This window comes from Caecibacter sp. AF58-12pH5A (genome assembly GCF_027681725.1).
In the GTDB taxonomy this organism is placed as follows: Bacteria; Bacillota; Negativicutes; order Veillonellales; family Megasphaeraceae; genus Megasphaera; species Megasphaera hominis.
Genome location: NZ_JAQDBC010000005.1, coordinates 102654 through 115894, shown reverse-complemented (window position 1 = coordinate 115894; position 13241 = coordinate 102654). Strand labels below are relative to the sequence as shown.

The window sequence follows — 13241 nt, the reverse complement described above, 5'->3', positions numbered from 1 at the left end:
GCTCCCAACGGTAGTACATACCGCCGGGAGCCGGCCTTTTTCAATTCTATAAATAGCCAAGGTGCATACTGATTTCTTTTGCCTTAGCCTGTACTTTACGCTTAAGAAAACGAATATAGGAAATCGTCGCCTTGCTTGCCAAAAAACTGACGCTAATCGCTGCTACCACTTCTTTTTCCCTGTTATATACAGGTGCCGCTAAACAGCAGCCGCCGAGAATGTTGCCCTGGTTATCAAATGCATAGCCATAGCGGCGTACATGACGCAGCTCACGGTAAAGGCGTGTTTTATCCGTAAGCGTGTACGGTGTATACTGCTCCAGGTCTACATCATCAAGAAGTGCATGCAGTGTTTCATCAGGCACACTAGCCAGCATGACCAGGCCACAGCCTGTTGCGTGGGCACCCAGTTTAAAGCCTAAATTGAGGACTGAACTGACGGCTTTTGCCGGTGCCTGTTTGCCAATAAAAACGGCAAAGCGCCCATCGCGGATGACTGCGTGCGTTGTTTCCCCTGTCTCCTTCTGCAGGTCCTGTATGCCCCGCGTCAATTCGACGGAAAAACTGGTTGTACTGATACATTGCGCTGCCAGTGAGAGCAATGCGACGGCGGGATAATAGACCTTCCGCTCCCTGTCAAACTGCAGATAGCGTTTTTGGACGAGTTCCTGCAGCAAGTACGATAAGGAGCTTTTAGGAATCCCCGACTCCTTTTGAATCATCGTAAACGTAGGCGCTTTTTCTGCCTGTACAACGATTTCCAATACGTCCAACGCCCGGGCAGCAGAGCGGACAATAGGACTGTTGCCTGATTTTACCATAGATATCCTTCTTTCCTGAAGTACGACTACCTATTGTACACGTTTCGTATATGGAACCGCCCGTAGGGCAGCCCCACCAGAGAGGCGCCATACGGGCGGAGTCTTGTAACAGACGAAAAGACTGAATTAGTTACCAAAATCAAAGATCTTGGACGGGTTGAGAATCAGGTTCGGGTCCAAGGCCTTCTTGATTGCTTCCATCATGCCTAATTCAACAGGGTCTGTAAATTTCTTCATTTCTGCAATCTTACGCAGGCCAATGCCGTGTTCACCGGAAAGGCAGCCGCCTAAGCTGTATACGAAGGTGTACAGCGTATCATGGTACTGAGGAATAATTTCATTCCATTTTTCCAGAGGCATATCCATCTTCATGGCGTTAACGTGAATATTGCCATCACCGATATGGGCAACAACGTTCGTCGTAATGCCATATTTTTCCTTGATTTCCGGCAATTTAGCTACGAGATCGGGAATCTTATCGATAGGAACTACGATATCTTCAGCCAGGAATACGCGGCTGTCGTTACGGGCAGCTTCGCCATTGCAATAGCGGGCATTCCAAATACGTTCGTCAGCTACGAGCGTTTCTGCAGCATGATTATTCTGGCAAATTTCGTCAGCCGTAGCTACGCGGTTGTCCAGGTCATCCTGATCATAGGAATCAACTGTTACGATGATGTAGTTGCCATCTTCCTTCGAATACGGCAGTTCAAGACCGAGGAAACGTTCGGCACTCTGGATAGCTTCCGTGTTGAGGAATTCAATAGCCGTCGGCTGTACACCCGCTTTTTGCAGCTGGTTCGGTACAGCCAATGCATCGTTGACATTTTTGAAAATACCGACCAAATCGAAGTGGAACGGAGCAATGGGGCGCAATTTCAGGCAGACTTTGGTGACGATGCCCAGCGTACCTTCACAGCCGCAGATCAGTTTTTCCAGCGCATAGCCGGTCGTATTTTTCTGTAACCGTTTGCCAACGCGGGTAATTTCACCGGTCGGGGTAACGATTTCCAGCCAATACACCTGATCGCGCGTCGTACCGTATTTAACAACACGGCTGCCGCCGGCGTTCGTAGAAATGTTGCCGCCGATTTCGCTGGATGCTTTGGAGCTCGGGTCACCGGCATAGTATAAACCGGCAGCTTTGGCAGCGGCCTGTACTTCTGTCGTAATTGTACCGGCTTCAGCAATCATATACAGGGCATCTGCATTGACTTCCAATACTTTGTTCATCTTTTCCAGGCACAATACGATACCGTTGTAAACAGGGATAGCACCGCAGGCCAGGCTGCTGCCGCCGCCACGAGGCGTTACAGGAACCTTGTATTTGTTAGCCAGCTTCATGACACCTGCTACTTGTTCCGTCGATTCCGGGAAAACTACTACTTCCGGTGTATGGAAATAAATCGGGTTCGTTTCTTCATCTGTCTTGAAGGTATCCAGTTTTTCCGGATCCACTGTCATGTTGTGCTTGCCCAAAAGTGCCAGCAATTCATCCAATAATTCTTGTGAAACTTTGTTATAACGACTCATAAATACTGCCTCCTACGATTAAGTATGTTTTACTCTTATAGTATACATGTCTTTTCGTATTATTGCTATACTACTATGCAATATTTTATTCCATACCAATCTTTTTATTATAGTTGATCAAGGCCGGTAATACACCCAGAGCGACAGCCAGGCCTACGAAGAGCATCAGAGCCCAGTAGTAGCTGCCCGTTGCACCTACAATCAAACCAACGACGATCGGCACAATAGCCCCGCCCAGGTTACCAAACATATTCATAGCACCGCCAACGGCACCACTGTGCTTACGGTCAGAGCACAATGCCGGCAGAGACCAGTAGAGGCAGCCGCACCATTTTTCGAAGAACATGGCGATGGATAAGAACGCTACGGCAATATACACATTCGTAGCTGCCGAAAGGAGATACATAGGAATGGCAATGCAGATGCCCAGAATCGGGAACAGACGACGCATAATCTTATTGCTGTCGGCCGCGTTTTGACGCCATTTATCGGTTAAGGTACCGCCGACGATTTCACCTAATACGCCGATCATGTAAATGACGAAGATGGCACCGCCTAAGCCTTTAATATCCAGACCATGTGTTGCATGGAGGTATAAAGCACCCCAGGTCATAAGGCCATACCAGAACGAGTCATAGGCACCAAAGCCGAGGCACAGGCTCCAGAAGCTACGCGACGTCAGGTATTTGCCAAGCGTCGTACCGGAAGAAGCCGTTCCATCTTCAGCCTGTACAGCTGTCATGGATTCGGCATCTTCTTCTTCAAAGGCTTTCCGTAAATATTCCCGTTCTGCTTCGTTACAGCGCGGGCTGTTTTCCGGCGTATGAGCCATGAGCGGCTTGCAGGCAATAACGACGAGGATCGTCAAAACGCCGGCTGCCATGAGGGCACCGCGCCAGCCATCGAGAAAGGCCACGAATAACGCACAGAGCGGAGCGCCAATGGCATTGCCTACGGCAGAACCGGAATCGAGCAGAGCCGAACCTTTGCCACGTTCATTTTTGGTCAGCCATACAGACTGCAGTTTACCACCGGCAGGATAAATCGGTGCTTCCGACACACCGAGGAGAGCACGGACGACAATAAAGAGTGTACTGCTTGTAATAAACCCGGTAATAATTTGGAACACGCCCCAAAGGACACCTGTACCAACGATTACCTTCCCAGGCTGCACTTTATCGCAAAGCCAGCCACAAGGAATCTGCATCAATACATAGCCCCAGAAGAACGCACTAAAAATGACGCCGACCATTTCCGGAGAAAAGCCCAAATCGGACTGAATAGACGGCATGAGGACGGAAATGACCGCCCGGTCTACATAGTTAATGGAACAGAGAATAAAGATTGCAATAAACACTTGCCACCGCACATTGGTGGGCTTTTCGACTAACGTATTCGTTTTGGGATCAATAGATGCCATACGAAAACCTCCTCTACCGAAAAAAATATCGGCAGCATCCATCGTTGCTGTCATATATAGTCAACAGTCTTATATCCGGATTCTAAGAACTGTTGTCCTAGTCATTTGTTCTATATATTGAACTTAATTCTCTATTATGAATTTTTTATAAGGAGTCCGTCTCTGCGAACTCCTTATATACCATATCGTTCTTTATGCTTGTATTCTAGCACTCCCCAAGCATTACGTCAATGCATATTATCTTTCTATTTTGTCATGGAGAAAAATTATCCTTTGCTTTCACGTTATGCTTCTGTATCTTTACATTGTACGGTCCCGGCAGACGTTTTGATACGATATTCCCTATTTGCCGTTCTGACCGCTATGGTTCCTTCAGGCAGGCCATTATCCTCCTGCCAGGTAAAGCTTCGTTTATATCGCAGTGCCGCGCGTTTTACCGTTACCTTATGATAGCCCCGCGTGCGGCTTATGTCGTGGCGGTTACAGGCAATAGCCGTAACCTGTACTGCCACCGTATCGAGAACGGAAAAAAGCTGCTTTTGATAGCGTTTAGTATCGACGAGTTCCCCCATGGCCGGCGTGTAAGCACCGGCCAGTACCTGGGACGGATCGTCTAAATCGCGTGTCGCCTGCAGGCCCGTACGGATAACCGGAATCCCCGTTTCCAGGAGACGCTGCTTCATATAGGCAGCACGCTGCACACCTTCATGGATAGAAAGAGGCCTGTATTCCCCTTGCTTATAGGACTCGGCCAGTTCTGTACCATCAATGACGGCTACAGGGTAAATGCGGGCCAGATCCGGCTTAAGGCGGCAAATAGCTGCCGTCGTCCGTACGAGACTGGCCCGGTCTTCACCTGGCAGGCCGGGCATGAGCTGATGGCCTACAGTAAAGCCGGCAGATCGCAAGAGACACGTTGCCCGGACGACATCGTCTGCCGTATGGCCCCGTTTCGCCTTTTTTAACACGCCTTCATCCATAGATTGTACGCCCAGTTCGACAATGGTCAAACCGTACTGCGCAAGCCTCCGCAGCACTTCAGGCGTAATGCAGTCAGGACGGGTGGAGCAACGGATAGCAGCAATTCGCCCTTGCTCGAGAGCTTCCTTGGCAGGGGCCAAAAGTTCTTCTTGCAGGGCTGCCGGTATGGCTGTAAAGCTGCCGCCATAAAAAGCGACTTCCCAATGGCGCCGCTCCTGTACGCCCTCTGTATAGTGTGCAATCTGGGCAGCCACATTTACTGCCCGGGGCACACCCTGGTGGCCCGTAATCCGCCATTGATTACAGAAAACACAGCGGTACGGACAACCAATATGGGGAATAAAAACGGGAATAATGGAAGTTTTCATAATATTCCTCCAAAAAAAAGATGCGGCCCCGGCCGCATCTTTTACTGTATGACGTGAAGCCGCTTCAGCGCTTCCTGCGCTGCATGCTGTTCTGCGTCTTTTTTCGTTTTTCCTTTACCTTCGCCTAAAGCCTTGCCATTCACAACGACCTGCATATAAAAGGTCTTATCATGATCCGGCCCTTCTTCCCGGCAAAGTTCATACGTAATATCCTGTTCGCCATCTTGCTGGACATATTCCTGAAAAAGGGTTTTGTAATCCTTGCCATACTGCCCACTGGCGACAAGATCCAAATATCCCTTCAGCTGACGCAGGATAAATTCACGCGCCGCTTCGTACGAGTGATCGATGTACAAAGCGCCTACGACGGCTTCAAAAACGTCAGCCAGGATACTGACCCGCGTACGCCCGCCAGAGCGCTGTTCGCCCCGGCCCATGAGCATATAGTCACCTATATGATAGCCACCAAATACGGCAGCCAGCGGTGTTTCACTGACGACACTGGCCCGGGCTTTAGAAAGCTCGCCTTCGGGCATTTCCGGATAATGGAGGAACAAGTATTCCCCTATAACCAGATCGAGAATGGCATCACCCAGGAATTCCAGCCGTTCATTATGATGGGCGTGAGCCTTTCTATTTTCGTTCACATACGAGGAATGTGTCAGTGCCGCATCGAGAAGGCGGAGATCACGGAACTCCGGCAATCCCAATAAGGCAATGCATTCTTCAAGCTGTTGTTTTCGTTCTGGTTTCATCAATACACTTCTTCTAGGCTTCGTACTTCTTGAACAGGAGGGTTGCATTATGCCCGCCAAAACCGAAGGAATTAGAAATGGCTACTTTTACGTCAGCAGCTACTGCCTGACCGGGTACGTAGTTCAAACCGATTTCTTTCAATTCATCTTCCGGTTCTTCCAGGTTAATTGTCGGATGTACCTTGCCTGTTTCAATCGTCATGGCACAAGCAATGGCTTCGACAGCGCCGGCAGCACCAAGCAGGTGACCGGTCATGGATTTCGTCGAGCTGACGAGCAGTTCTTTGGCATGGTCACCAAAGACGCGGGCAACGGCTTTGGATTCATTTAAGTCGTTAAGGTGTGTCGAGGTACCATGAGCATTGACATAATCGACATCTTCCGGTTTGAGTCCTGCATCATCAATGGCGAGCTTCATGCATTTAGCCTGCTGGATGCCTTCCGGAGCAGGTGCCGTAATATGATAGGCATCGGCATTACTGCCATAGCCGGCTACTTCACAATAAATGTGGGCACCGCGTTTTTTCGCGTGTTCCAGTTCTTCCAGAACGACAATACCGGCACCTTCACCCATGACAAAACCATCGCGGTCTTTGTCGAAGGGACGGGACGCATGGGCAGGATCATCATTACGCGTGCTCAAAGCTTTCATAGCAGCAAATCCGGCAACGGCACCGGGAGAAACAGCGGCTTCTGTACCACCGGCTACTGCTGCATCCAATTCACCGCGCTGAATCATGCGGCAAGCATCACCGATAGAGTTCGTACCGGTTGCACAAGCGGTTACGACGCTGGCACAATGACCTTTCAAGCCAAAGACAATGGATACCTGGCCGGAAGCCATGTTGCCGATCATCTTGGGCACAACAAAGGGGTTGACCCTGGACGGGCCCTTTTCGAAGAGGCCTTTATAGAGATTGTGCAGTGTTTCCATACCACCAATCCCTGTACCAACGACCGTACCGATACGATCGCGATCTTCTTCATCCAGATTAATTTTCGAATCATCCAATGCCAGCTTGGCAGCGGCTACGGCATACTGTGTAGAAACATCCATGTGGCGTGCTTCTTTACGATCAATGCCAAAGCTGGAAATATCGAAATCCTTTACTTCCCCGGCAATGCGTGCTGCATATTCCGATGCGTCAAAATGAGTAATCGGACCTATCCCGTTCTTGCCGGCCAGGAGGGCATCCCAAAAGGAATCTTTACCTATTCCTACAGGAGAAACAACTCCTAACCCGGTAATTACTACGCGTTTTTCCAAAATATTCACCTCATCCAAAAAAAATGTCATCTTTAGTCGGGAATCGCATCGGTTTCCCGTTTCAAATATGCAAAGATTTCCTTAACTGTCAGGATTTCATGAATTTCCTGCATTCGCCGGCCGGAAAAGACCAGACCTGTCTCTACATCGCCTTGCTGTGCCCGTGTGAGGGCCCTGATAATACAATATTTATGACTGCATTTGCGCAGGCAGTGGTCACACATGATAGGTTTCGGCGCCGTTCCCAGCAATACGCGTTCCGAAAAGGGCGTACGGATTGCCTGGCCCGGCAGTCCGACCGGACTATGTACGAGTATATAATCTTCGGGCTTATTAGCGCGAAGGTACACTTTCTTTAATTCTTCAGAACCATTTGATTCGACACTGGCAGCAAAACGGCTGCCCATCTGTACCCCGTTGGCACCGAGGCGGAGCATTTCTGCAATGTCTTCGCCGTGTAAAATACCACCGGCACCAATAACCGGAATATCAACGGCAGCCCGTACTTCCGGCACAATGAGCCGGCTCGAACGATTTGTGCCCAGATGCCCGCCTGCTTCCGCGCCTTCAACGACGACGGCAGCAGCGCCGAGGTTCTGGGATATTTTAGCTAGTTTGGCAGAGGAGACAATCGGTACAATGGCTGTGCCCGAGGCTTTTCCCCAGGCAAACATGTCCCGTGAAAAACCTGCTCCCGCTACAACTAAGTCGATTCCTTCTTCAATTGCCGTCATTACAATCCCTTTAAAATCCTGGGCTGCAACCATGGCATTTATACCAATAATTCCGTTCGGTGCCAGTTTTCTGGCCAAACGGATTTCATATCTGATTTCATCGTATGGCATGCCGGAAATGGCAATCAGGCCTATACCGCCTTCATTTGCTACAGCAGCTGCTAAGCGGGCAGTGGACAAACGTATTGCCATGCCTCCCTGAATGATTGGCACTTTGGCTACAAGCTTACCTATACGTAATTCTGGCAGCTTCACTATGGTTTCCTCCATTCAAGATACCGTTTGGGAAAAGGACAGGCGTCCTTCCCCCATCCGGATCTTTTTTGCATACTTACGCTTTCTTTTCCTTTTCGATGTACTCCACTGTATCTTTAACAGTTTTGATTTTTTCTGCAACATCGTCAGGGATTTCGATATTGAATTCTTCTTCGAAAGCCATAATCAGTTCTACGATGTCCAAGGAATCAGCGCCTAAATCGTCAATATAAGCAGCGTCCATCTTGACTTCTTTTTCGTCAACACCCAGCTGTTCTACAACGATACTTTTTACTTTTTCAAAAGTTGCTTCTTCGCTCATTTCCAATTCACCCCCTTTCAATATCCTATTTTTATTATATTACATTACCATGCCGCCGTCCACGTTGAGGACTTGTCCCGTAATATACGACGACGCATCCGATACGAGGAAGAGTACGGCTTGTGCCACGTCTTCAGCAGTTGCTGCGCGGCCCAAGGGAATGGAACGTAGCATTTCTTCGCGTGCTGCTTCCGTCAGTACGGCGGTCATATCTGTTTCGACGTACCCCGGAGCAACAGCGTTTACACGGATATTCCGTGACGCCAATTCTTTGGCAACGGCTTTAGTAAAGCCCAGAATCCCTGCTTTGGCAGCGGCGTAGTTTGCCTGGCCGGCATTACCTGTTTCGCCAACGACAGAGGAAAGATTGACAATAGCGCCATGACGCTGTTTCATCATCAGCTTCGATACAGCCTTCGTACAGTGATATACGCCTGTCAGGTTGGTATCGAGAACATCCTGCCAGTCTGCGGCTTTCATACGCATGAGCAGGCCATCGCGGGTGATACCGGCGTTATTTACGAGGATATCGACAGAACCAAACTGGTCTTTGACAGTCTTTACCATATCGGTAACAGCAGCTTCATCGGCTACGTCACACTGCAGGGCCAGTACCTGGCCCCCCTGTTCCTGGACAAGTTGTTTCGTTTCTTCTGCTGCTGCCGTATTGCCGGCATAAATAATGGCAACGTTGGCACCGGCTTTTGCCAGAGCCAGTGCAACGGCTCTGCCAATGCCACGCGAACCGCCTGTGACAATCGCTGTTTTACCCGTTAAGAGCATTTTATCTAACCCCCTGGAAAAATTCAAGTGTTTTCTGTAAGGATGGTATATCTTCTACGTTTTCACTATGGATTTTACGGTCAATCTTGCGGTTAAAGCCACAAATCGTTTTGCCCGGCCCCACTTCGACAAACGTTTCAGCGCCAAAGGCCTGCATCGTATGCGTGCAATCAATCCAGAGTACCGGACTGGCTGCCTGTTTGATAAGGGCTTCCTTAATTTCAGCAGCCGCCGTTTCCATTTTCGCATTGACATTGGCAACAACCGGAATGGCAGCATCGTGAATCGTAATCGAATCGAGTACTTCTGCCAGGCGTTTTGCTGCCGGTTCCATAAGGGAGCTGTGGAAAGGTGCGCTCACATGGAGCAGGACGGCCCGTTTGGCACCAGCTGCTTTCAGAGCTTCTACAGCTGCTTCTACAGCTTTAGCCGCGCCGGCAATAACGGTCTGGCCCGGGCAGTTGAAGTTTACTGCCTGAACGACACCGCCTTGCGCAGAGATGTCGGCACAAATGGCCTTGATTTTTTCATCATCGAGACCGAGAATAGCAGCCATACCACCTTCACCAAGGGGTACTGCTTCCTGCATAAACTGGCCACGCAGCCGTACTGTCCGGACGGCATCGGCAAAGCTCAGGGAGCCTGCTGCCACGAGAGCAGAGTATTCACCCAAGCTGTGACCGGCAACGATATCCGGTGTTACGCCTTCCTGTGCCAGAACGCGGCAGCAAGCTGTGCTGGCCGTCAGGATAGCCGGCTGTGTATTGCTGGTCTGCATAAGATCTTCGTCTGGTCCTTCAAAAATCAGCTTCGTCAGGGAAAAGCCTAAGGCATCGTCTGCTTCTTCAAAAAGCTCCTTAACGACGGCATAGTTTTCATACAAATCCTTTACCATGCCTACCTTTTGTGCACCCTGACCGGGAAATACAAATGCTGTTTTCATCATGGTCACCTCACTCCAATCAATACCACTTCATTACGACGCTGCCCCACGTAAGGCCGGCACCAAAGCCAGCCAGGCAGACAATATCACCACGTTTGATCATGCCTGTACGAACGGCTTCATCCAACGCGATAGGGATAGAAGCACCTGATGTATTGGCATACTTTTCTATATTCACATATACTTTTTCCATCGGCACCTGCAAGCGGCGGGCTGCCGATTCGATAATGCGGATATTGGCCTGGTGCGGTACAAGGACATCAATATCTTCTTTCGTCAGCTCAGCCCGTTCAAGAGCCAGTTCGGCTGCATGGGGCATAGCCTTCACAGCAAACTTATAGACTTCTTTCCCGTCCATAATGGCCAGGGCGGAACCGTCTTCACGACGGGCATCGGTCATGGGCTGGGCAATACCGCTGCGAATGGTCAGAAAATCGCCACCCGTACCGTCTGCGCCCATAGCACCACCGAGGATACCATAGCCCGAAGGTACGCGGCCGATAACAGCAGCACCGGCACCATCACCAAAGAGGACGCACGTAGCGCGGTCCTTCCAGTTGATGACACGGCTCAATACTTCTGCACCAATGACCAGGACATGATTATACATGCCATTTTCAATCATTTGGGAAGCGATAATAGAGCCATAGGCGAAACCGGAGCAGGCCGCTTCCAAATCAAAAGCTGCGGCATGGACGGCACCTAATTTAGCCTGTACCATACAAGCCGTACTAGGCAGGGTGAGATCCGGTGTCAGCGTGCAAACGATGATCAGGTCCAAATCTTCCGCCTTGACATTGGCAGCTGCCAGTGCCTGCTGTGCTGCTTCAATAGAGAGATCGGACGTATTGACACCTTCAGGTGCTACATGACGGGCACCGATACCGGTACGCGTACGAATCCATTCATCAGACGTATCAAGGAAGGTTTCCAAATACTCATTGGTCCAAACCTGATCGGGAACGCTATGACCTGTCCCGAGAATACCTGCCGGATTAGCTTTCACTATCATACTGTTCTACCTCTTCTTCCTCTATACTGGTGCGGATGTGTCCGGTTACGTCTTGTTCGACCAGTTCACCTGCCACGCGTATAGCATTCTTAATGGCTTTTGCTTTGGAACTTCCGTGGCAGATAATGAAACTGCCATTTACCCCTAAGAGCGGCGCACCACCGTATTCGGTGAAATCAAGCTGTTTCTTCAAGGATTTCAAGGCCGGGTAAATAGCCATGGCGCCTAACTTTGCTATAAAGCCGCTTCGTTTTATGGCATCGCGGACGAGCTGATAAATGAACATGCCCAGTCCTTCACCAAATTTCAAGATGACATTGCCGACAAAGCCATCGCAGACGACGACATCGACCGTACCATTCGGTATATCACGGCCTTCGACATTGCCATAAAAAGATATGGTTTTCAGTTTTTCCAACAAGGGGTAGGTCTGCTGGCAGAGCTCATTGCCCTTAGTTGCTTCTTCACCGATATTGAGCAGGCCAATTTGCGGCTTCTCTATACCGAGGATGTATTTAGCATAATGCGAGCCCATAATGGCTGCTTCGACCATATGCTTAGGCTTGCTATTAGAGTTGGCCCCCGAGTCGAGGAGAACCGTTATCCCCCGTTTAGACGGAATCGGAGTCGCGATGCAGGGCCGTTCGATGCCCTTGATCCGTCCCAGGCCCAAGAGCGCCGCGGCTACGGCGGCACCAGTACTGCCTGGCGCCACGACGGCATCGCATTTGCCATCCCGCGCAAGACGGGTGGCTACGACAATGGACGCATCCTTTTTCTTGCGGATGGCCTGTGCCGGATGTTCACCCATTTCTATTACTTCACTGGCGTGTGCAATAGAAAGGCGCTCACTTTCTTTTACGTGCTGGTCTTGCAGCACCTTGCGTATTTTTGTTTCATCGCCCACGAGGACGACGTCAAGCTTATATTCTTTTACGGCATTGATAGCGCCGATGACAACCTCTTCTGGCGCATAATCGCCGCCCATAGCGTCTACAGCTATTTTCATTTACTATCGCTCCGTTATTCTAAAGATTCCACGATAAACTTCGCGCGAAACACTTCTTTCGCGTTTTTGCGTATCTTTACCCACACGTAATATTTCTGATCACGCTGCCGGATGACTTCTGCCCGTGCTACGAGCCTGTCTCCGCCGGTTACGGGCTGTTTATATTTAAGATTCGCTACTGCAATGATACATACAGGCAAATTCAAGACCGCTTTGGTCAGTGAATCAGCCTGTGCGTAGAGGTAACGGGACTGCACAATGTGTGCTGCATCCAGCATATCCTCTGTGGCCGTCATGATGGAAATCGCATCCTTGCCGGGATTACATTCAATCAGGTCGCCCATGACCTCTGTCCGGCGTGCCTGCGCCTGTTGTGCTGCTTCAGCACGTTGTTTAATCCGTATACGCAGTTCCGGAATACCCAAGGCCATGCGATCCAGTCGGATCGTCGCTATGCTGACGGAGAATTCCTCGGCCAGTTCTTCATCGTTAATGAATGGATTTTCTTCAATCCGGCGAGCTAGTAGTGCATGTCTTTTCTCTCTGGCTATACGAACCATTCCATCACCTTAAAAAATTATGACCAAGTATTAATAGTACATACAACAGAGATTATATAATGTTTCTGCTGGTTTTGCAAGGAAAAATAAAAAGTATGCTTCCATCCTGTTCCTCTGGTGAACCTGAGAAAGCATACTTCACACTCCTTTAGTACTTATCAAAATCCATGTTATCCAAGATGTTTTTCAATTCAATCAGTTCATCCTTCGTCAAGGTGATGCCCTTCGTCATGGCCTGATAATCAGGGTCCCAAGACCGCAGGTCAAACTTTGCCGGCCGGTTGTTCCAGCTGATATAGGTCAATTGTTTATGCCAGCCATCCTTATTTTCGGACAGTGTACCGCAAATATCTTCAATGTTGAAATTTAATTGTGCCACTCTGATTCCTCCTGTTCTTGGAAAATGAGACATTCTCCACATTGCTTATATATATTTTATATAACTTTTATATGCAATTATTTAATATGATAAGGCATAT

The 13241-nt window shown here is 49.4% G+C and carries 14 protein-coding genes; all 14 read right to left on the bottom strand.

Going from position 1 to position 13241, the window contains the following annotated elements:
* Positions 1-46 precede the first annotated feature (46 nt).
* The 14 genes from PGX44_RS04275 to PGX44_RS04210 all read right to left on the bottom strand — a co-directional run bounded on the left by PGX44_RS04275 (position 47) and on the right by PGX44_RS04210 (position 13141).
* The gene (locus PGX44_RS04275; protein ID WP_498854382.1) at positions 47-820 is read right to left on the bottom strand and encodes an IclR family transcriptional regulator; all 774 of its coding nucleotides are present in this window, start codon (positions 818-820) and stop codon (positions 47-49) included.
* 126 nt (positions 821-946) lie between these two features.
* Positions 947-2353: an FAD-binding oxidoreductase gene (locus PGX44_RS04270; RefSeq protein ID WP_498854381.1), complete on the bottom strand. Its 1407-nt coding sequence runs from the start codon at positions 2351-2353 to the stop codon at positions 947-949.
* Positions 2354-2438: 85 nt separating this feature from the next.
* Complete coding sequence (locus tag PGX44_RS04265) at positions 2439-3773, bottom strand: MFS transporter (RefSeq protein ID WP_498854380.1); 1335 nt, start codon at positions 3771-3773, stop codon at positions 2439-2441.
* 284 nt (positions 3774-4057) lie between these two features.
* The gene (locus PGX44_RS04260) at positions 4058-5122 is read right to left on the bottom strand and encodes an elongator complex protein 3 (protein WP_498854379.1); all 1065 of its coding nucleotides are present in this window, start codon (positions 5120-5122) and stop codon (positions 4058-4060) included.
* Between the two features lie 41 nt (positions 5123-5163).
* Entirely contained in the window at positions 5164-5877 is a 714-nt protein-coding gene (gene rnc / locus PGX44_RS04255; protein ID WP_498854378.1) for a ribonuclease III, read from the bottom strand.
* Positions 5878-5890: 13 nt separating this feature from the next.
* Positions 5891-7144 (bottom strand): beta-ketoacyl-ACP synthase II, encoded by a 1254-nt coding sequence (fabF, locus tag PGX44_RS04250; RefSeq protein WP_186501864.1) that lies wholly within the window; start codon positions 7142-7144, stop codon positions 5891-5893.
* Positions 7145-7176: 32 nt separating this feature from the next.
* On the bottom strand, positions 7177-8133 hold the full coding sequence (locus PGX44_RS04245; protein ID WP_186501962.1) for an NAD(P)H-dependent flavin oxidoreductase: 957 nt from the start codon (positions 8131-8133) through the stop codon (positions 7177-7179).
* Between the two features lie 76 nt (positions 8134-8209).
* Positions 8210-8455 carry an acyl carrier protein gene (locus PGX44_RS04240; RefSeq protein WP_186501865.1) on the bottom strand — a complete coding sequence of 82 codons (246 nt, stop codon included), beginning with the start codon at positions 8453-8455 and terminating at the stop codon, positions 8210-8212.
* Between the two features lie 39 nt (positions 8456-8494).
* A complete protein-coding gene (fabG, locus tag PGX44_RS04235) occupies positions 8495-9238 on the bottom strand; it encodes a 3-oxoacyl-[acyl-carrier-protein] reductase (protein ID WP_498854377.1) in 744 nt (247 codons plus the stop codon).
* 1 nt (position 9239) lies between these two features.
* The gene (gene fabD, locus PGX44_RS04230) at positions 9240-10181 is read right to left on the bottom strand and encodes an ACP S-malonyltransferase (protein WP_498854409.1); all 942 of its coding nucleotides are present in this window, start codon (positions 10179-10181) and stop codon (positions 9240-9242) included.
* Positions 10182-10200: 19 nt separating this feature from the next.
* Positions 10201-11193 (bottom strand): beta-ketoacyl-ACP synthase III, encoded by a 993-nt coding sequence (locus tag PGX44_RS04225; RefSeq protein WP_498854376.1) that lies wholly within the window; start codon positions 11191-11193, stop codon positions 10201-10203.
* On the bottom strand, positions 11177-12202 hold the full coding sequence (plsX, locus tag PGX44_RS04220) for a phosphate acyltransferase PlsX (protein ID WP_186501868.1): 1026 nt from the start codon (positions 12200-12202) through the stop codon (positions 11177-11179). Before plsX ends, PGX44_RS04225 begins: the two co-directional genes overlap by 17 nt.
* A gap of 14 nt (positions 12203-12216) precedes the next feature.
* Positions 12217-12762, bottom strand: a complete 546-nt coding sequence (fapR, locus tag PGX44_RS04215; protein ID WP_186501869.1) for a transcription factor FapR — start codon at positions 12760-12762, stop codon at positions 12217-12219.
* A 148-nt stretch (positions 12763-12910) separates the two neighbouring features.
* Positions 12911-13141: a YdbC family protein gene (locus tag PGX44_RS04210; RefSeq protein WP_186501870.1), complete on the bottom strand. Its 231-nt coding sequence runs from the start codon at positions 13139-13141 to the stop codon at positions 12911-12913.
* Positions 13142-13241 lie beyond the last annotated feature (100 nt).